General features: G+C 71.7%; 16 protein-coding genes, 1 tRNA gene and 1 other RNA gene. 7 read left to right on the forward strand and 11 right to left on the reverse strand.

The annotated features are described in order from the left end of the window. Positions 1 to 1,266, reverse strand: a complete 1,266-nt coding sequence (locus IGA62_RS11065; RefSeq protein WP_145815144.1) for an aspartate kinase — start codon at positions 1,264 to 1,266, stop codon at positions 1 to 3. A 230-nt stretch (positions 1,267 to 1,496) separates the two neighbouring features. Here IGA62_RS11065 and IGA62_RS11070 point away from each other — a divergent pair, with 230 nt between their 5' ends. The 3 genes from IGA62_RS11070 to leuA all read left to right on the forward strand — a co-directional run bounded on the left by IGA62_RS11070 (position 1,497) and on the right by leuA (position 5,063). After that, positions 1,497 to 2,318 carry a hypothetical protein gene (locus IGA62_RS11070; protein WP_186499686.1) on the forward strand — a complete coding sequence of 274 codons (822 nt, stop codon included), beginning with the start codon at positions 1,497 to 1,499 and terminating at the stop codon, positions 2,316 to 2,318. Positions 2,319 to 2,403: 85 nt separating this feature from the next. Beyond that, the gene (locus IGA62_RS11075) at positions 2,404 to 2,988 is read left to right on the forward strand and encodes a nitroreductase family protein (RefSeq protein ID WP_145815143.1); all 585 of its coding nucleotides are present in this window, start codon (positions 2,404 to 2,406) and stop codon (positions 2,986 to 2,988) included. Between the two features lie 383 nt (positions 2,989 to 3,371). Further along, positions 3,372 to 5,063 (forward strand): 2-isopropylmalate synthase, encoded by a 1,692-nt coding sequence (gene leuA, locus IGA62_RS11080; protein WP_232625065.1) that lies wholly within the window; start codon positions 3,372 to 3,374, stop codon positions 5,061 to 5,063. A 121-nt stretch (positions 5,064 to 5,184) separates the two neighbouring features. On the opposite strand, the gene IGA62_RS11085 is transcribed toward leuA, so the two are convergent. Then, positions 5,185 to 6,651 (reverse strand): MFS transporter, encoded by a 1,467-nt coding sequence (locus IGA62_RS11085; protein ID WP_145815141.1) that lies wholly within the window; start codon positions 6,649 to 6,651, stop codon positions 5,185 to 5,187. Between the two features lie 100 nt (positions 6,652 to 6,751). Between IGA62_RS11085 and IGA62_RS11090 the strand changes: the two genes are divergently transcribed. Further along, positions 6,752 to 7,405, forward strand: a complete 654-nt coding sequence (locus IGA62_RS11090) for an HNH endonuclease family protein (protein WP_091453073.1) — start codon at positions 6,752 to 6,754, stop codon at positions 7,403 to 7,405. Then, on the forward strand, positions 7,402 to 7,827 hold the full coding sequence (locus IGA62_RS30765; RefSeq protein WP_332838463.1) for a hypothetical protein: 426 nt from the start codon (positions 7,402 to 7,404) through the stop codon (positions 7,825 to 7,827). Before IGA62_RS11090 ends, IGA62_RS30765 begins: the two co-directional genes overlap by 4 nt. A 129-nt stretch (positions 7,828 to 7,956) precedes the next feature. Here IGA62_RS30765 and IGA62_RS11100 read toward each other — a convergent pair whose 3' ends face one another. From IGA62_RS11100 to IGA62_RS11130, 7 genes are all read right to left on the reverse strand, one after another. Next, entirely contained in the window at positions 7,957 to 9,060 is a 1,104-nt protein-coding gene (locus tag IGA62_RS11100) for an ABC transporter ATP-binding protein (protein WP_145815140.1), read from the reverse strand. Next, complete coding sequence (locus tag IGA62_RS11105; protein WP_145815139.1) at positions 9,057 to 10,085, reverse strand: ABC transporter ATP-binding protein; 1,029 nt, start codon at positions 10,083 to 10,085, stop codon at positions 9,057 to 9,059. Before IGA62_RS11105 ends, IGA62_RS11100 begins: the two co-directional genes overlap by 4 nt. Positions 10,086 to 10,145: 60 nt before the next feature. After that, positions 10,146 to 11,117: an ABC transporter permease gene (locus IGA62_RS11110; RefSeq protein ID WP_145815138.1), complete on the reverse strand. Its 972-nt coding sequence runs from the start codon at positions 11,115 to 11,117 to the stop codon at positions 10,146 to 10,148. Then, positions 11,114 to 12,118, reverse strand: a complete 1,005-nt coding sequence (locus IGA62_RS11115; protein ID WP_145815137.1) for an ABC transporter permease — start codon at positions 12,116 to 12,118, stop codon at positions 11,114 to 11,116. Before IGA62_RS11115 ends, IGA62_RS11110 begins: the two co-directional genes overlap by 4 nt. A 74-nt stretch (positions 12,119 to 12,192) precedes the next feature. Beyond that, entirely contained in the window at positions 12,193 to 13,857 is a 1,665-nt protein-coding gene (locus tag IGA62_RS11120) for an ABC transporter substrate-binding protein (RefSeq protein ID WP_145815136.1), read from the reverse strand. 319 nt (positions 13,858 to 14,176) lie between these two features. Next, positions 14,177 to 14,770 (reverse strand): recombination mediator RecR, encoded by a 594-nt coding sequence (recR, locus tag IGA62_RS11125; protein ID WP_088981675.1) that lies wholly within the window; start codon positions 14,768 to 14,770, stop codon positions 14,177 to 14,179. 10 nt (positions 14,771 to 14,780) lie between these two features. Then, positions 14,781 to 15,089, reverse strand: a complete 309-nt coding sequence (locus IGA62_RS11130; RefSeq protein ID WP_218105696.1) for a YbaB/EbfC family nucleoid-associated protein — start codon at positions 15,087 to 15,089, stop codon at positions 14,781 to 14,783. A gap of 162 nt (positions 15,090 to 15,251) precedes the next feature. On the opposite strand from IGA62_RS11130, the gene IGA62_RS11135 reads away from it, so the two are divergent. Further along, positions 15,252 to 16,313, forward strand: coding sequence for a DUF2332 domain-containing protein (locus IGA62_RS11135; RefSeq protein ID WP_145815135.1), 1,062 nt, complete (start codon positions 15,252 to 15,254; stop codon positions 16,311 to 16,313). Between the two features lie 10 nt (positions 16,314 to 16,323). Here IGA62_RS11135 and IGA62_RS11140 read toward each other — a convergent pair whose 3' ends face one another. Continuing rightward, positions 16,324 to 18,855 carry a DNA polymerase III subunit gamma and tau gene (locus tag IGA62_RS11140; protein WP_145815134.1) on the reverse strand — a complete coding sequence of 844 codons (2,532 nt, stop codon included), beginning with the start codon at positions 18,853 to 18,855 and terminating at the stop codon, positions 16,324 to 16,326. Positions 18,856 to 18,967: 112 nt separating this feature from the next. After that, positions 18,968 to 19,058, reverse strand: an RNA gene (gene ffs, locus IGA62_RS11145) — signal recognition particle sRNA small type. An 81-nt stretch (positions 19,059 to 19,139) separates the two neighbouring features. Between ffs and IGA62_RS11150 the strand changes: the two genes are divergently transcribed. Continuing rightward, positions 19,140 to 19,224 (forward strand) — tRNA-Ser (locus IGA62_RS11150). The last annotated feature ends 42 nt before the right edge of the window (positions 19,225 to 19,266 follow it).

The following is a 19,266-nucleotide window of genomic DNA, read 5'->3' on the forward strand; positions in this document are numbered from 1 at the left end:
TTACCGGCCCGTTCCCGCGTAGACGACGGCTTCTTCCTCGCCACCGAGTTCGAAGGTGTCGTGGATGGCCCGGACGGCCACGTCGAGGTCGGTGTCCCGGCAGACCACGGAGACCCGGATCTCGGAGGTGGAGATCATCTCGATGTTGACCCCGGCCGCGCCGAGGGCGGCGAAGAACCCGGCGGCGACGCCCGGGTGGGAGCGCATGCCCGCACCGATCAGCGACACCTTGCCCACGTGGTCGTCGTAGAGCAGGCCCTTGAACTTGACCGACTCCTGGATCTTGTTGAGTGCGGCCATCGCGGTCGGGCCGTCCGTCTTGGGCAGGGTGAACGAGATGTCCGTCCGCCCGGTGCCCTCGGTCGAGACGTTCTGCACGATCATGTCGATGTTGATCTCGGCACCGGCCACGGTGTCGAAGATCCGGCCGGCCGCACCCGGCTCGTCCGACACCCCGACGATGGTGATCTTCGCCTCGCTGCGGTCGTGGGCGACCCCGGTGATCAGTGCTTGCTCCACAGAGAGGTCCTCCATCGATCCGGTGACCATGGTGCCGGTGTTGGTCGAGTATGACGAACGGACATGGATCGGCAACCCCGCCCGGCGGGCGTACTCCACGCTGCGCAGGTGGAGCACCTTCGCCCCACAGGCCGCCAGTTCCAGCATCTCCTCGTACGTGATCTGCGTGATGTGCCGGGCGTTGGGCACGATCCGCGGGTCGGCGGTGAAGACCCCGTCGACGTCGGTGTAGATCTCGCAGACGTCGGCGGTGAGCGCGGCGGCGAGCGCCACGGCGGTCGTGTCCGAGCCGCCCCGGCCGAGCGTGGTGACGTCCTTGGTGTCCTGGGAGACGCCCTGGAAACCGGCCACGATCACCACCGCGCCCTCGTCGAGCGCGCCCTTGAGCCGGCCCGGGGTGACGTCGATGATCCGCGCCTTGCCGTGCACCGAGGTGGTGATCACTCCGGCCTGCGAACCGGTGAACGAGCGGGCTTCGTACCCGAGGTTGTGGATGGCCATGGCGAGCAGTGCCATGGAGATCCGCTCCCCGGCGGTGAGCAGCATGTCCAGCTCCCGCCCCGGCGGGAGCGGGCTGACCTGGTTGGCCAGGTCGAGCAGCTCATCGGTGGTGTCCCCCATCGCGGAGACCACGACGACCACGTCGTCGCCGGCCTTGCGCGCGGCGACGATCCGTTCGGCCACCCGCTTGATCCGCTCCGCGTTGGCGACGGAGGACCCGCCGTACTTCTGCACCACGAGTGCCACGACGGCGCACTCCCTCCCAGCAGCCCTGAGCGTGCCGACGCCGCCGGGTGAGTGGCCGGCGGCGCGGGTCAGACCTCCCCAGGGTATCGGGCGGCCCTCTCCGGCAGGTCAGGTGATCCCACGATCCGGCCGGGAGCGGCCCACGCCACATCGGCCGCACGCGCGACACGCCGTCGGGCCCACGGCCCTGCGGGGTCCCCTACGACGGGGCCGGACCGGACAATGGGCGGGTGCCTACCGGTGTCCACCTCCACGCCGCGCGCCGCCGACCGACCGTCCTGCTCGCGCTCGCCGTCCCCCTCCTGCTCGCCACCAGCGTCTCCCTGGCGGGCTGCACCTCGGAGGAGCCCCCGACCGAACCACCCGAGCCCGCCGGGGGCAGCCCGACACCTGCCCGCGCGGACGGCGCGCGCGACGACCTGGCCGCCCTCGCGGCAGCGGCGCAGGACCGCCACCTCACCGCCCGGTACACCCTCACCGCCGAGGACGGGTCCACCCGGACGATCATCGTGACCAGCGCCAACGACGGTAGTTGGCGGGTCGACGTCCCGGGCTGGGCGCTCGGCGGCACGGTGGACGTCGCGCTGGTCAGCACCGCCGAGGGGATCTTCCAGTGCGCGTTGCCCTCGGCGACCCGCCCCGAGCCGGCCGGCTGCGTGCGCCTCGGCGACCCGGACGACACCATCCCCCGGCGTCTGGATCCCCGGGTGCAGCACCCCTTCACCGACTGGCTCGACGTCCTCACCGACCGCCAGGCTCCGCTCGCGGTCTCGGTCAGCCGGCCGTTGCCCGGTGCCACCGGCACCTGCTTCTCGGTGGAGTCCACCTCGGCGTCGCTGAATCCACCGCTGGACGTGGGGATCTACTGCTACGACACGGACGGCACGCCGACCGCCGTCCGGACGGCCCTCGGGACGCTCCGGCTGGCCGGGCCGCCCGGTCCCGCCCCGGCGACCGTGCAGTTGGCCGGCCCGGTGACCGAGGGCGAACCGGTCGGGGCCGCCGCCTCCACCCCGGGCGAGCCGGGCACGGAGCCCACCACGACACCGTGAACCGCCATCACGGTACGGGTGTGGTTGCTCACAGCTTGTCACCCTTCCGTTCGGGCGGGTGACACGGTAGGGAAGGCTCGGCGGCATGGCCGAACTCTCCCCGCTGCTCGCCGCACGCTGGAGCCCGCACGCCTTCGACCCGTCGGTGGAGCTGACCGACGGCGAGGTCACCTCCCTGCTGGAGGCGGCCCGCTGGGCACCCTCGGCGGGGAACCGTCAGCCGTGGCGGTTCCTCCTGGGCCGGCGCGCCGACGAGGCGTACAAGCGGATCTTCGTGCACCTGGCCGCCGAGAACCAGCGCTGGGCGGGGCATGCCTCGGCCCTCCTCCTCGGCGCGTACCTGGTGCCGGCGGTCGCCCACGCCCCGGGGCGGGCCGGCCACGACCCGGAGCAGGCCGCGTACGACCTGGGGCAGGCGGTGGCCCACCTGACCGTGCAGGCCGGCACGCTCGGCCTGCACGTGCACCAGATGACCGGCTTCGACCGGGACGGCATCGCACTCGACCTGGGGCTCTCCGACGACGTCCACCCGCACGTCGTGGTGGCGGTCGGCCGGCTCGGCGACCCGCTCTCCCTCCCCGAGGACCTGCGCCGCCGGGAGACCGAACTGCGCCGCCGACGCCCCGCGACCGACCTGCTGCTGGGGCTGGGCCGGCCGACGACAGGCTGAGCTGGCGCTGTCAGCTGCGTCTCAAAGTCCGGAAGGTCATTTCCGTGAGCCGACCTGATCACGTAGGGTCACCAATATCATGTGGCAGGCGAGCCTCCTCCTTCCTTGCCGCGACGAGGCCCATCCGGCCGGCACCTCGTCGCGGGTCTGACGCGCGCCGTCCAGCACACCGAAATTCGTCCGGACCGATCTAGGTCCGACACCGCTCGTCGGCACTGTCGCCGACCTTTTCGACGCTGACGTCACATGATCAACGGGAGCATTCCGCCATGGCCCAGTCCGCAGGCACCAACGACGTCGAATCCGATCACCAGGTGACGGTCGACCCGACCGGCCCCGCCCCGACCGTCGCCGACCCGATCGCCCGGCAGCAGCCCAGCCGCATGCCGTACCACCGCTACCAGCCGTACCACCAGCAGTTCCGGATCGACCTGCCGGACCGGCAGTGGCCGAGTCGGCACATCGAGGCCGCCCCGCGCTGGTGCGCGGTCGACCTGCGCGACGGCAACCAGGCCCTGATCGACCCGATGTCCCCGGAGCGCAAGCGTCGGATGTTCCAGCTCCTGGTCCAGATGGGCTACAAGGAGATCGAGGTCGGCTTCCCGTCGGCGAGCCAGACCGACTACGACTTCGTCCGGCAGCTCATCGAGCAGGACCTGATTCCCGACGACGTCACCATCCAGGTGCTCACCCAGTGCCGGGAACACCTGATCGACCGGACCTTCGAGTCGCTGCGCGGCGCGAAGCGGGCGATCGTGCACTTCTACAACTCCACCTCCACGCTCCAGCGCCGGGTGGTGTTCGGCCTGGACCGGGCGGGCATAACCGACATCGCCACGCAGGGCGCCCGGCTCTGCCGGAAGTACGCCGAGATCCACACCCCGGACACCGACGTCTTCTACGAGTACTCCCCCGAGTCGTACACCGGCACCGAACTGGACTACGCGCTGGAGGTGTGCGCGGCGGTGATCGAGGTGGTCGACCCGACGCCGACCCGGCCGCTGATCATCAACCTGCCGGCCACCGTCGAGATGGCCACCCCGAACCTGTACGCCGACTCGATCGAGTGGATGCACCGCCGACTGCCCCGGCGGGACAGCCTGGTGCTCAGCCTGCACCCGCACAACGACCGGGGCACCGGCGTGGCCGCCGCCGAACTGGGCCTGCTGGCCGGCGCGGACCGGGTCGAGGGCTGTCTCTTCGGCAACGGCGAGCGCACCGGCAACGTCGACCTGGTGACGCTGGGGCTGAACCTCTTCTCGCAGGGCGTCGACCCGCAGATCGACTTCTCCGGGATCGACGAGATCAAGCGGGCTGTCGAGTACTGCAACCAGCTGCCGGTGCACGAGCGCCACCCGTACGCCGGGGACCTGGTCTACACCGCCTTCTCCGGCTCCCACCAGGACGCGATCAAGAAGGGCTTCGACGCGCTGCACGCGGACGCGGCGGCGGCCGGGGTGCCGGTCGACGAGTTCGCCTGGGCGGTGCCGTACCTGCCGATCGACCCGAAGGACCTGGGCCGCACCTACGAGGCGGTGATCCGGGTCAACTCGCAGTCCGGCAAGGGCGGCGTCGCGTACATCATGAAGAGCGAGCACCAGCTCGACCTGCCCCGTCGGCTCCAGATCGAGTTCTCCGGGGTGGTCCAGCAGGTCACCGACCATGACGGTGGCGAAGTCGACCCCGCCACAATGTGGGACATCTTCGCTGGCCACTACCTCGTCGACCACCAGACCGCGCCGGCGGTGGCTCTGGCCGACTACACGATCGGCACCACCGAGGGCAAGGTCGAGATCTCCGCCCAGGTCGACTTCGGCGGGGAGCGCCGGGCCCTGACCGCGGTCGGCAACGGCCCGATCGACGCGTACGTCAACGCGTTGCAGTCCCTCGGCGTGGCGGTGCGTGTGCTCGACTACCACGAGCACGCGCTCTCCTCCGGTGGCGACGCCCAGGCCGCCGCGTACGTCGAGTGCGAGGTCGACGGCCGGACCGTCTGGGGCGTCGGCATGGACGCGAACATCGTCACCGCTTCGGTGAAGGCGGTGACCGGCGCGGTCAACCGCGCCCGCCACTGAGCTGCCGGCGGGCTCCCGCCACCACGCGGGGGCCCGCCAGCACGGTCGTCGGGATCGGTATCACGGTCGTCGGGATCGGCATCACCCGTCCCCGACGGCCGGGATCCGCGGGACGGAACCTCTAGTCCCGCCTCTCGTCCGGGGCGGCGGCGGGTCCGGCGGCCGGGGCACCGGTCAGCAGGAGCCCGGCCAGCAGGGCGGCGGCCAGCAGCAGCCCCGCACTCCAGAGCAGTGCACCCCGGTACGCGTGGGTCAGCTCGGCGGCCTGCTCGTAGCCGGTGCCGGAGAGGCCGACCAGCAGCGGCAGCGCGGCCACCGCCAGCAGCCCGCCGACCCGGGAGGCGGCGTTGTTGAAGCCGCTGGCCACCCCGGCGAAGCGGTCGGCGACCGCGGCCAGCACCGAGGCGGTCAACGGCGCCACGACCAGGGTGAGTCCCAGGCCGAACAGGGTCACCCCGGGCAGCACGTCCGTCCAGTACGAGGCACCCGGCCCGACCCCGCGCAGCACCAGCAGACCGAGGGCGGCGAGCACCGGCCCGACGGCCAACGGCAGCCGGGGGCCGATCCGGCCGGCGAGCGCCCCGGCCCGCGCCGAGCCGACCAGGAGCAGCAGGGTCAGCGGCAGGGTGGCCAACCCGGTCCGCAGCGCCGACCAGCCGACCACGTTCTGGAGGTGGACGGCGAGGAAGAAGCTGAAGCCACCGAGCGCCGCGTACACCGCCACGGTGAACACGTTCAGCACGGTGAAGCGCCGGCTGCGGAACAGGGTGGGTGGGAGCATCGCCCCGTCCCCGCGTCGCCGCTCGACAAGGACGAAGGCCGCTGCGGCAACCACCCCGACCAGTGCCGCGCCCAGTACCGGCGCGGCGGTCGGGCCACGCCCGGGGGCGTCGATCAGGGCGTACGTGACACCGGCCAGGCCGAGCGCGCCGAGCAGCGCCCCGAGCACGTCGAACCGGTGGCGCTTCCCGGGCGCGCCGCGCCGGGAGACGTCCTCGTCCCGGCTCTCCGGCATCCACCGCAGCGCGACCAGCACCAGGGGCACGGCGAGCACCACGTTGACCAGGAAGATCCACCGCCAGGAGAGGGTGTCGATCAACCATCCGCCGACGAGCGGCCCTAGCGCGGTGGAGAAGCCGGAGAGGCCGGCCCAGGTGCCGATCGCCCGGCCCCGGTCGTCCGGATGGAAGCTCGCCTGGAGCACCGAGAGCGAGCCGGGGGTGAGCAACGCGCCACCCGCCCCCTGGAGGATCCGGGCCACGACCAGCCAGCCGGTGCCCTGGGCCAGGCCGCAGAGCGCCGAGGCGACGGCGAACCAGACCACGCCGTACAGGAAGAGCCTGCGGCGACCGAAGCGATCGCCGAGTGCCCCGCCGAGCAGGACGAACGCGGCCAGCATCAACGCATAGCCGTTTATCGTCCACTGGAGATCGGCGACGGTCGCCCCGAGATCCTCACCGAGCCGGGGCAGGGCCACGTTCACCACGGTCGCGTCCAGAAAGACCATGCCGGAGGCGAGGATCGCGGCGAGCAGCGTTCCCCGCCCGGCGGCGGTGCCGGTACGCAGGGTGGCGGTGTCGGCGGTCATGGTCCCCAATCTGCCCTCTCGGATATGAGAGTTGCCACGAAACGCCGAAACCGCACCGTCGTTGCCGTGCGGATCCCCGGGAACCCCGCAAGCTAAAAGGGTGTCGTCTCCACGTACCAGAACAGGACCCCGTGCCCTCGCGGCGACCGCGTTCGTCGCGGTGCTCGCTCTCGGTGCCGCCGGCTGCGGCACCGTGGCGGAACCGGACGCCCCGCCCCCCGGCAGTGGCGGCAACGCCAGCGAGAAGCTGGAGACCCTGACCGTGGCGAAGGCCGGTTCGATGCGGGGCTACAGCCGGGAACGGTTCCCGCACTGGCGGGACACCGGCAAGAACTGCGACGTCCGGGACAGCGTCCTCGAGCGGGACGGCAGCGACATCAAACGCTCCGGCTGCAACGTGGTGGCCGGCCGCTGGGAGAGCGTGTACGACAACCGCGCCTTCACCGACCCGTCCGACGTGGACGTCGATCACATGGTGCCGTTGGCGAACGCGTGGCGTTCGGGCGCGGCCGAATGGGACGACACGCAGCGGGGCGAGTTCGCCAACGACCTGACCCGGCCGCAGCTCATCGCGGTTTCGGCCTCCTCCAACCGGGCAAAGGGTGACCAGGACCCGTCGCAGTGGAAGCCGGCGAACCGTTCGTACTGGTGCCAGTACGCCGAGAGCTGGGTGACGGTCAAGCACCACTGGCAGCTCTCGGTGACCAGCGCCGAGAAGGCCGCCCTGGCGGACATGTTGGAGGAGTGCGTGTGAGCGAGCGGTCCGGTACCGAGGCCGGGACGACGGAGAACGGGACTCCACCAGTTCCGGCGGAGAACGGGACGACCCCAGCTCCGGCGGGAGACACCGCCACGCCGGGTCAGGCGGCAGAGGCCCCCACGGCGGCTCAGGCGGCAGGCGCCGCCACGCCGGCTGCGGGTGGTGCGCCGGAGAGCCGGAGCGCCGACATCGTGCCCGGCCCCGGCGGGGTGATGACCGACGAGGTGGGCGTGGTGACCGGGGAGCTGACCCTGCGCACCGAGTTCGCCGCCGGCCAGGTCACCCTCCGGGTGCAGTACCGGGAGGCCGACGAGTGGTACACGGTGACCGGCGGCCGGGTGGCGCTGCCGGACGTGTCGGGGCTGGATGCCGTGCACGGTGTCGCCGTGGGGCTGCTCCACCGACCCGAGGGCTGAGTACTCGCCCCCACTCCGTTGCGCGGTCGCACCGCCGGCTTGCCGGCTGGGTGGTTGCAGGGGACCCTTCCTCCCCAGAAAACGGTAACAAGGGTCCCCTGCTACCACCTCACACGTACGAGCACCACCTCACACGTACGAGCCGGGCTCGGTGGGAGCGGAGACCACTCCGGGTGCCTCGCCCTCGTCGGCCGGGCGGACGAGTTCGGCGTCCACCCGGTGCGGGCGCAGCTCGCCACTGGCGATCCGCTCCGCCCAGTGGCAGGCGACCCGGCTCCGGCCGATCTGCCGCAGCACCGGACGTTCCTCGGCACAACGCGTCGGCTGCGCCCACGGGCAGCGGGTGTGGAACCGGCAGCCGGACGGCGGGTTGGCCGGCGAGGGCAGGTCACCGGCGAGCAGGATCCGCTCCCGCCGGTCCTCCACGTCCGGGTCGGGCACCGGTACCGCCGACATCAGCGCCCGGGTGTACGGGTGCAGCGGCTCACTGTAGAGCCGGTCGCTCGGCGCCTCCTCGACCAGCGCGCCCAGGTACATCACGCCCACCACGTCGGAGATGTGCCGCACCACCGCGAGGTCGTGCGCGATCACCAGGTAGGTGAGGCCGAGGTTGTCCTGGAGTTCGTCGAGGAGGTTCACCACCTGCGCCTGGATCGAGACGTCCAGGGCGGAGACCGGCTCGTCGGCGACGATCAGCTCGGGACCGAGCACCAGTGCCCGGGCGATGCCGATGCGCTGCCGCTGGCCGCCGGAGAACTCGTGCGGGTAGCGGGAGAGCGCCCACCGGGGCAGCCCCACCGCGTCCAGCGTCTCGCTGATGATCCGCCGGCGCTCGTCCCGGCTCTCGCCGATGCCGTGGGCGTGCAGCCCCTCGGTGAGGATCGACTCGACGTTCTGCCGGGGATCCAGGCTCGACATCGGGTCCTGGAAGATCATCTGCATCCGGCGACGCATGCCCCGCAGCTTGTTCGGGGCCATCCGGGTCAGGTCGATGCCGTCGAAGGTCACCTTGCCGCCGGTGGGCGGGGTGAGCTGGAGCAGCGCCCGGCCGAGCGTGGACTTGCCGCAGCCGGACTCCCCCACCAGCCCGTACGTCCGGCCCCGGGGGATGTCCAGGTCGACCCCGTCGACCGCCTTGACGTGGCCGACCACCCGGTCGAAGAGCACGCCCCGGGTGATCGGGAAGTGCACCTTCAGGTCGCGTACCTCGACGAGGATCTCGTTCTCGGTCACGCCTTGTCCTCCTCGCGGCGGGTGTCGGCGGGCACCACCGGTTCGCTGCCCGGCAGCGGGGCCGGGTTGACGCAACGGTAACTGCGGCCGTCGTGGGTCGGCACCATCTCGGGCGGCTCCCCGACGCAGGCGTCGATCCGCCGGGTGCAGCGTGGGGCGAACGCGCAACCCTCCGGCCAGGGCAGCAGGTCGCGGACCGAGCCGGGGATGGGGGTGAGGCGCTCGCCGCGCCCGGCGTCCAGGCGCGGGACCGAACCGAGCAGACCCACCGTGTACGGGTGCCGAGGCTGGGCGAACAGCGGCCGGCGGCGGGCGGTCTCCACCACCCGACCGCCGTAGAGCACGTTGATCGTGTCGCACATGCCGGCGACCACGCCGAGGTCGTGGGTGATCATCACCAGTGCGGTGCCCGAGTCGCGGACCAGTTCCTTGAGCAACTCCAGGATCTGCGCCTGGATCGTCACGTCGAGGGCGGTGGTCGGCTCGTCGGCGATCAGCAGCCGGGGCTTGCAGGCCACCGCCATGGCGATCAGGGCGCGCTGGCGCATCCCGCCGGAGAGCTGGTGCGGGTACTCCTTGAGCCGCCGTCGCGGGTCGGGGATGCCGACCCGGTCGAGCAGATCGGCGGCCTCCTTCGCCGCCGCGTCCCCCTTCATGCCCCGGTGCCGGGTGAGCACCTCGGTCACCTGGAGCCCGATCGGGATCACCGGGTTCAGCGAGGAGAGCGGGTCCTGGAAGATCATCGCCACGTCCCGGCCCCGGATGTCGCGCCGGGACCGGTCGTCGAGCTGGATCAGGTCGGTGCCGTCGAAGACGGCCTTGCCACCGATCCGGGTGCCACGCTGCTTCGGCAGCAGACCCATGATCGCCAGCGAGGTGACGCTCTTGCCGCAGCCGGACTCGCCGACCAGGCCGACCACCTCGCCGGCGTCGACCGAGAAGGAGACCCCGTCGACGGCGTGCACGGTGCGTTGGCCGCGCCGGGAGAACGTGACGCTGAGGTCGTCCACGTCGAGCAGTGCCATTATTGATCTCCCGTTCGCGACTGCGGGACTCGCGGCGCTTCACACATGTCAGCCACCTCGCTACTTCCGCAGCTTCGGGTCGAGTGCCTCGCGCATCGCCTCACCGAGGAGGGTGAAGCCGAGCGCGGTGACGATGATGGCGACCGCCGGGTAGATCGCCAGCGCCGGCCGGATGCCCAGGTACGGCTGCGCGTCGGCGAGCATCACTCCCCACTCGGGGATCGTCGAGTCGGGGTTACCCAGGCCGAGGAACGACAGCGCGGCGGCCTCGATGATCGCGGTGGCCAGGGTCAGCGTGGCCTGGACGATCACCGGGGCGAGCGAGTTCGGCACCACGTGGGTCAGCGCGATCCGCGACCGCTTCACCCCGAGGGAGGTCGCCGCCAGCACGTAGTCACTGTTGGACTGGGAGATCATCGAGCCACGCAGCAGCCGGGCGAAGACCGGCACCGAGACCACGCCGACCGCGATCATCACGGTGGTGAGGCTCGCCCCGAGCAGCGCGGCGACGCTCACCGCCAGCAGCAGGCTGGGCAGGGCCAGCAGCATGTCGACGAAGCGCATCAGGGTGCTGTCCACCCAGCGGCCCCAGCGCCCGCCGAGGCCGGCGGAGGCCCCGGCGATGCCGCCGATCAGCGCGCCGACCGCGAGACCGATCAGGGTGGAGACCACGCCGACCAGCAACGTCTGCCGGGCTCCGACGACCATCCGGCTGAACACGTCCCGGCCCTGGTGGTCGTAGCCGAGCCAGTGCTCGCCGGAGGGGCCGGGAATGATGCCCTGCCCGGACTTGACCACACCCTCCCGGATGCCGATCGAGTCGGTCGCCCCGTACGGCACGAAGAACGGCCCGACGACCGCGACCAGGACGAAGAGGGCCAGGATCACCGCGCCGACGATGGCAGCGGGGTTGCGGCGCAGCCGCCGGAACGCCTCCTGCCAGAGGCTGACACCACGCTCGTCGTCGCGGACGGCGGCGAGTTCGGCGAGCCGGTCGATCTTGTCGCGCTTCTTGCCCGTGGTGACGGTCATCGCACCCTCACCCTCGGGTCGATCAGGCTGTAGGAGAGGTCGACTATCAGGTTCACCAGCACGTACACCACCGCGATGATCAGGATGAAGCCCATGAGTACGGGGTAGTCGCGCTGGCTGATCGACTCGGCGACGAACGCCCCGATGCCGCTGAAGGCGAAGACGGTCTCGGTGAGCACCGCACCGGAGAGCAGACCGCCGGCGAGCAGGCCGATCGAGGTGGCCACCGGGAGCATGGCGTTGCGCAGCACGTGCCGCCGCCGGACCACGTTCTCGGTCAGGCCCTTGGCCTCGGCGGTCCGGACGAAGTCCTCGCCGAGCACCTCCAGGACGCTGGCCCGGGTGATCCGGACGATGATGGCCAGCGGGATGCTCGCCAGCGCGAGACCGGGGAGCACCAGGTGCCAGAGCGCGTCCGCGGCGGCGTCCCACTCGCGGGTCATCAGTCCGTCGAGGACGAAAAAGTTGGTGATCCGGGTCGCCTCGATGGTCGGGTCCTGCCGGCCGCTGGAGGGGAACCAGCCCAGGTTCTCCGCGAAGATCGCCTTGAGCATGTAGGCCAGGAAGAAGACCGGGATGCAGATGCCGATCAGCGAGCCGCCGACCGACAGGTGGTCGAGGAGCCGGCCGCGACGGCGGGCGGCCAGGTAGCCCAGCGGGATACCGACGCCGATCGCGATGATCATGGCCATCACGGTCAGCTCGACGGTGCCGGGGAAGCGCTGGAGGAACTCGGTGGTGACCTCCCGCTTGGTGGAGGTCGAGGTGCCCAGGTCGAGCCGGATCATCCGGCGGATGAACCGGCCGTACTGCACCAGGATCGGCTCGTCGAGACCGAGGTTGCGGCGGATCGCGGCGCGCATCTCGGGTGTGCCCCGCTCACCGAGGATCGCGGTCTCCGGACCGCCGGGGAGTCGGCGCAACCAGATGAAGAGCAGGATGGAGAGCCCGAACAGCGTGGGTATCAACTGGAGCAGGCGTCTGACGATGAACCGGAACACGGCGGCCTCGAAGGGGTGCGGAGGGATGCGGGCGGGCGCTGTGACCAGCGCCCGCCCGCGTTCCTTGCGTCAGGTCAGGACTTGAACTCGGCGGTGGAGTACCGCTCGTCGGTGAGCGGGCTCGCCTTGACGCCCGTCACGTCCTTGCCGAAGACGATCGCCGGCGGGGAGTGCGAGATCGGCACACCCGGCAGGAAGGTCATGACGTCCGCGTTCAGCTCCTTGTAGAGCTCGACCCGGGCGCCCATGTCGGCGGTGGTGTCGGCCTTCTGGAACTTGTCGAACAGCGGCTTGTTGCTGAAGCCCCACTCGTCCTTCGGCCGGTCGAACATGGTGCCGATGAAGTTGTAGGCGTCGCCGTAGTCACCGGTCCACCCGAGGAAGTGGATGTCGTGCGCGCTGCCCGAGGTGGTGGCGTTGAGGTAGTCCGGGCTCCACTTCAGCGGAATCGGCTGGACCTTGATGCCGACCGCCTGGAGGTCCGCCGAGAGCAGCTCGAAGATGTCCTTCGGGTTCGGCATGTACGGCCGGGTGACCTCGGTCGGGTAGTGGAAGCGCAGGGTCAGGTTCGTCGCGCCCGCCTCGGCCAGCAGCGCCTTGGCCTTCTCCGGGTTGTAGTCGTACTTGGTGACGTTGCCGTTCCAGCCCTCGACGGTGTCCGGGAGGAAGTTCTCCGCGACCTTCGCGCCCGGGGGCAGCTTCGAGTCGACCAGCGCCTGCCGGTTCAGGGCGTGCGCGATGGCCTGCCGGACCTTCACGTCGGCCAGCTTCGGGTTCCCCTTCTGGTTGATCGCCAGGTAGAGGATGTTGAAGGCCGGGCGGGTCAGGACGTTGAAGCCCTCGCCCTTCAGCGGCTCGACGTCGGCCGGGCCGACCAGGTCGTAGCCCTGGATGTCACCGGAGCGCAGCGCCTGCTTGCGCGCGTTCTCGTCGGAGATGGTCTTGAAGATCAGGGTCTTCAGCTTGGCCTTGGTGCCGGAGTAGTCCTCGTTGCGCTCCAGGGTCAGCGTCTTGTTGGCGACGTCCCAGGACTTGAACTTGAACGGACCGGTGCCGGTCGGGTGCTCCATCGCGTACGAGGGGTACTTGATGTCCTCGGCGGTGCCAGCGACGTTGCTCGCGTCGTACTGCTCCAGAGCCTTGGGGCTGTGCATGGAGAACGACGGCAGCATCAGGGCGGCCGGGATCTTGCTGGAGACCCGGGTGAAGGCCAGGTCGACCGTGGTGGCGTCCTTGGCGGTGCAGGACTTGAAGAGGCTCGGCGGCAGTTCCGGGTCCTCGTTCTTGGCGAAGCCGCCCATGACGTCCTGCCAGTACGGCGTCACGTCCGGGCTCTGCATCAGGCCCTTGGAGTTGTACCAGCGGTTGAAGTTGACGCAGACGGCCTCGGCGTTGAAGTCGGTGCCGTCGTGGAACTTCACTCCAGAGCGGAGCTTGAAGGTCCAGGTCGTGCCAGCCGCGTCCGGGGTCCAGGACTCGGCCAGGCCGGGGGTCACCTTGGTGCCGCCCTCCTCCGGGCGGACCAGGGTCTCGAAGACCTGACGCGCCATGCGCAGCGACTCACCGTCGCTGGCAAAGCTGGGGTCGAGCACCTTCGGGTCTCCGGCGACGCCGAAGACGAGAGTGTCCTTCTTGCTACCGCCGGAATCGTCGCCGCGGTCACTCTCGGCGCAGCCTGCTACCGCGAGGGCCGCGGCCGCGACGGCCGCCAGCGCGGCCTTCGACCTGGGTGCACGCATGGGTGCTTCACCTCGTCCTAGGGGGTACGGACAACCTGGTGACAGGGGTCACCGATGGCGGTGACCTTAGCCGCCGTTCGGACTTCCCCGGAACTATTGACGAAGCTGTTGGTACCGGATCGTGTCTTTACCGCTGCGACCTGCGCCGGATACTCCGGTTTTCCGCCCTGGAATGGGGCAGTTCGTCCCGCTTCACCTATACGAATTTGTTACATCGAACGTCGAGCCCGTCCCGGTCATGTCAGACCCGGACGGACCGGTCCCACCACAGTGGACCGACACCGGCACGACGGGCGGCGCCGGTCCACCGCAGCCGGGGTCAGACGGCCCGCCGTCCCTCGAACGCGCGCCCCAGGGTGATCTCGTCGGCGTACTCCAGGTCGCCGCCGACGGGGAGGCCGCTGGCCAACCGGGTCACCGCAATGCCCATCGGCTTGACCATCAGCGCGAGGTAGGTCGCGGTCGCCTCACCCTCCGTGTTCGGGTCGGTGGCGAGGATCAGCTCCCGGACGGTGCCGGTGCCGAGCCGGGCCAGCAGCTCCCGGATACGCAGGTTGTCGGGACCGATCCCCTCCAGCGGGTTGATCGCCCCGCCGAGCACGTGGTAGCGGCCCCGGAACTCACCGGTCCGCTCGATCGCCACCACGTCCTTGGGCTCCTCGACCACGCAGAGCACCTCGTCGGTACGGCGCGGGTCGCGGCAGATCCGGCACTGCTCGGACTCGGCGACGTTGTAGCAGCTCGTGCAGAACCGCACCAGCTCCTTGACCTTGCGCAACGCCCCGGCCAACCGGTTGACGTCGGCCGGGTCCGCGGAGAGGACATGGAAGGCGATCCGCTGGGCGCTCTTCGGGCCGACGCCCGGCAGCCGTCCCAGCTCGTCGATCAGATCCTGGATGGCACCCTCGTACATGAGCGGCGACTCAGAACCCGGGCAGGCCGAGGCCACCCATGCCGCCGGTGACCGGGCCCATCTTCTGCTCGGTCAGCTCCCGGGCGGCCTCGGTGGCGTTGTGCACGGCCGCGACGACGAGGTCCTCCAGGGTCTCCACGTCCTCCGGGTCGACCGCCTTCGGATCGATCCGGATCGCCTTGAGCTCACCGGAGCCGGAGACGGTCGCGGTGACCAGGCCACCGCCGGCAGTGCCGGTCAGCTCCGCCTCGGCCAGCTCGGCTTGGGCCTGGGCGATCTGCTGCTGCATCTTCTGCGCCTGCTTCAGCATCTGCTGCATGTTCGGCTGTCCACCTGGGCGCACGGATGGCTCCTTCTCGCACTCGTCCCACTCGGCCGCCGCCAGCCTAACCGCTGTGAGCAGCGTCGCCCCGCGCGGTGCTTCCCCCTCCGGCGCGTTCCGGAGGACCATCACGCCACGTCGAGGAGAGGAAGATCCGCCATGTCCCGGGAGCAGGCCGCCGAGGCGATGGAACAGCAGGCCCGCGCGTGCGCGCGGATGGCCGCCGGGCTCTACGCCGACCTGCTCGTCCGGGCCGCCGCCGACGTCCGGGCCGGCGGGCCGTGCGCCACCGTCCTCCAGGGGTACGAGGACGCGCCCGCCGCCGCGGCCGTGTCGCTGCGCCTGCTCGGCGGGGTGCACGCCCTGGTGCTCACCGGAGCCGCCCCGGAGCTGGCCCGTTACTACCCGAGCGCCGGTGGGACGTACCGACCGGAGGACGCGGACGCCTGCTGGGCGACGTTCCGGGACGTCGTCGCCGGATCGCCGGACCCGCTGCGGCAGTGGCTGCGCCGCCCGCCGCAGACCAACGAGGTCGGCCGGGCGCACCTGTTGCTCACCGGAATCCTGTACGCCCTCGGCGAGCTGGGCGCCCTGCCGGTGCGCCTGGTCGAGCTGGGCGCGAGCGGCGGGCTGAACCTGCGCGCCGACCGGTTCCGGGTGGAGGCGGAGGGCTTCGCCTGGGGGCCGGCCGACTCCCCGGTCCGGCTACCGGACGCCTGGCGGGGCCCGGTGCCCGGCTGGCTCCGCGACGCCGCCGGGGCGTACCCGGAGGTGACCGTGGTGGAACGGCTGGGCTGCGACCCCAGCCCGCTCGACCCGACCGACCCGGCGGACGCGCTCGCGCTGCGGGCGTACCTCTGGCCGGAGCACACCGCCCGCGCGGCGCGGCTGGCCGGCGCGCTGGAACTGGCCGGACGCCTACCGGCGCGGGTGCACGCCACCGGGGCCGCCGACTTCCTCGCCGGGGTCGATCCCCGTCCGGGCACGCTCACCGTGATCTGGCACTCGGTGATGCGGCAGTACGTGCCGGCCGACGAGTGGCGGCGGGTCACCGCCGAGATCGACCGGCTGGCCGGCAGCGGCGCGCCGGTCGCGCACGTGTCGTTCGAGCCGGGTCTCGCGGACCCTTCCCGCTTCCAGCTGCGGGTACGGCTCGACGCCCGGCCGGAACGGCTGCTCGCCGACGCCCACCCGCACGGCCTGCCCGCCTGGCTGCCCTAGCGGGCCGCGCCTACCGGGCGTCGACCTCGTCGATCTTCTCCGCGCCGAACACCTCGCGGAGCAGCTGCACCGCCTGCTCCTCGCTGGACTGCCGGGCGGTCTTCTCGTCGATCACGTCGTCGAGCGGCTCGTCCCCCGGGTCGAAGCCCTCGAAGCTCGGAGCGGCCGGCTGCGGGACGGCGCTCCCCGACGGCCCCCGGCCGACGGTTCCGTTCGCCCGGCCCGCCGTCGCGTTCCCCCGGCCGCCACCGCGCAACGGGCCGTCGAAGTCCGGATCGTAGGGCGGCTCCCCGGCGAACTCGCTGTCCGCGGTCTTCCGTGACGGTGCCTCGGTACGCGTACCCCGTCCGGCAGCGGCGGCCCGCGCGGCGGCGAGCGCACTGCTCACCGGAGCGCCGCCGGCCGACGGTGCGGCGGGCATCGGCGCGGGCTCGGCGGACCGGGCCGCCGGTGCGGTGCCGTCGGTCGTCCGGGACGGTGCCGGCGGCGTACTGGTTCCACCCGGGGTGGCCGGTTCGAGGTGGCCGGTCGGGGTGGCCGGCGACGTGGCGGTCCCGCCGGGACGCGCGGGCTCCGGCCAGTCCTCGGCCCCACCGGGCGCGGCACCACCCGGGCGGGCCGGCTCCGGCCAGTCCTCCTCGGCCCGGTCGTCGCCACCAGGTCCCGCAGCAGCCGCCGACCCGCCGCCCCCCGCAGAGTGGGCGGGTGACGCCGCGTCGGACCGCTCCGGAGCAGCCGGTCGGGCCGCCGGTGGCGGCGCGGCGGGCCGGGCGGGTGGCGGCGCGGCAGCCGTCCGGGACGGCGCGGCGGGTGCCCGGGAACCGCCCCGCTCACCGGCCACCTCGCACCGGATCTGCCAGCGTCCGCCCAACTCCTCGTAGAGCGCGTCGGTGAGCACCTGGGCGTGGTCGGTCAACATCCTGGCCAGGACCGCCGACTTCACGGTCAGCACCAGGGTGTCACCGTCCAGGTCACGGACGACCGCGTCGCGCATCAGCGCGGCGATCTTCTTGTGGCTCCGGTTGACCTTGCCGACGACGTCGCCCCAGACCCGGCGGACCGAGACCGCGTCGATGGTCCCGGAGGGCGGGGCGTCGGGGCGGGGCGGAGCCGGGGTGACCGGATCCGGCATCACCGCCTCCGGCGGCACCGCCCGGCGCACAGCGGCCGGCTCGGGAGCAGCAGCGGTGGTCGGCACCCGCTCGGCACCGGCCGCCGGAGCGCGTTCCGTGGTGGCGTCCCGCCCTGCCGCAGGTACGCCCCGATCGGCCACCGGAGCCGCCGGGGTGGATGCCGACGGTGGTGCGGGCTCCGAGCGGGTCGGCGCGGGCTCGGCATGGGCCGGCGCGCCGTCGACGGCCGGAGCGGGGGCGGGGACGCCCAGGGTGAGCCGGCGTTCCATCCGCTCCAGGCGTTGCAGCAGGCCACCGGCGGAGTCGTCGACACCGGGCAGGAGCATCCGGGCGCAGATCAGCTCCAGCAGCAGCCGGGGGGCGGTGGCACCACGCATCTCGACCAGACCGTTGTGCACGATGTCGGCACAGCGGGACAGCGTCGCCGGGCCGAGCCGTTGGGCCTGGGCGGTCATCCGCTCGATCTGGTCGGTCGGGCCGTCGATCAGGCCCTTGTCGGCGGCGTCCGGCACCTGCTGGAGCACGATCAGGTCGCGGAGCCGTTCGAGCAGGTCGGAGGCGAACCGGCGGGGATCGTGCCCGGCCTCGGCCACCCGGTCGACGGTGGCGTACGCCGCCGCGCCGTCCCCGGCCGCCAGGGCGTCGCACATCTCGTCGATCAGCGCGGCGTCGGTGACGCCGAGCAGGGCGGCGGCCCGGGCATAGCTGACGCCCTCCGGCCCCGCCCCGGCGATGAGCTGGTCGAGCACGGAGAGGCTGTCCCGGGCACTGCCGCCGCCGGCCCGCACCACCAGCGGGAAGACCGCCGGGTCGACCGTGACGCCCTCCGACTCGCACAACTGCTCCAGGTACGGCCGGAGCGTCTTCGGCGGGATCAGCCGGAACGGGTAGTGGTGGGTCCGCGACTTGATCGTGCCGAGGACCTTCTCCGGCTCGGTGGTCGCGAAGATGAACTTGACGTATTCCGGGGGCTCCTCGACCAGCTTGAGCAGGGCGTTGAAGCCGGCCGACGAGACCATGTGCGCCTCGTCGATGACGTAGATCTTGAAGCGGCTGTTGGCCGGGGCGAAGAAGGCCTTCTCGCGCAGTTCGCGGGCGTCGTCCACGCCGCCGTGGCTGGCCGCGTCGATCTCGATGACGTCGATCGACCCGGCGCCGTCGCTGGTCAGCGACCGGCAGGAGGCGCACTGCCCACACGGCTCCGGGGTGGGACCCTGCTCGCAGTTGAGCGAGCGGGCCAGGATCCGGGCGCTGGAGGTCTTGCCGCAGCCCCGGGGGCCGGAGAAGAGGTACGCGTGGTTGAGTCGCCCGCTGCGCAACGCCTGCGACAGCGGCTCGGTCACGTGCTCCTGCCCGATGACCTCCGCGAACGTGCGCGGCCGGTACTTGCGGTAGAGCGCCAGTGCCACCCGTCCCGCCTCCTCTCGACCGAGCCATTCTGCGCCGGCCTGCCACGGGTGACCACCCACCCCGCCGGCCGGACGCCGATCGGAGGGAGACGTTATCGGGCACCGGAGACAGAAAGGCCCCCCGTGCACCCGTCAGAGCCCGCTTATCCTTGCTGCCTTCCGGCCCTGGGGAGGTTCACGAGATGCACGCCGCACGGGGGGTGCACCAAGCGTACCCGACCCCCGGACGATCTTCAGGGGGTGGTGGGGTGAACGAGCCGGACGGGACCTGTATCCTGTTCGACGGAGGATTCGCCTAGAGGCCTAGGGCGCACGCTTGGAAAGCGTGTTGGGTTAACACCCTCACGAGTTCGAATCTCGTATCCTCCGCTCTGAGCAGCACGAACGCGAAGGCCGGCCCCACCGGGGACC

The organism is Micromonospora sagamiensis (assembly GCF_014680085.1).
GTDB lineage: Bacteria > Actinomycetota > Actinomycetes > Mycobacteriales > Micromonosporaceae > Micromonospora > Micromonospora inyonensis.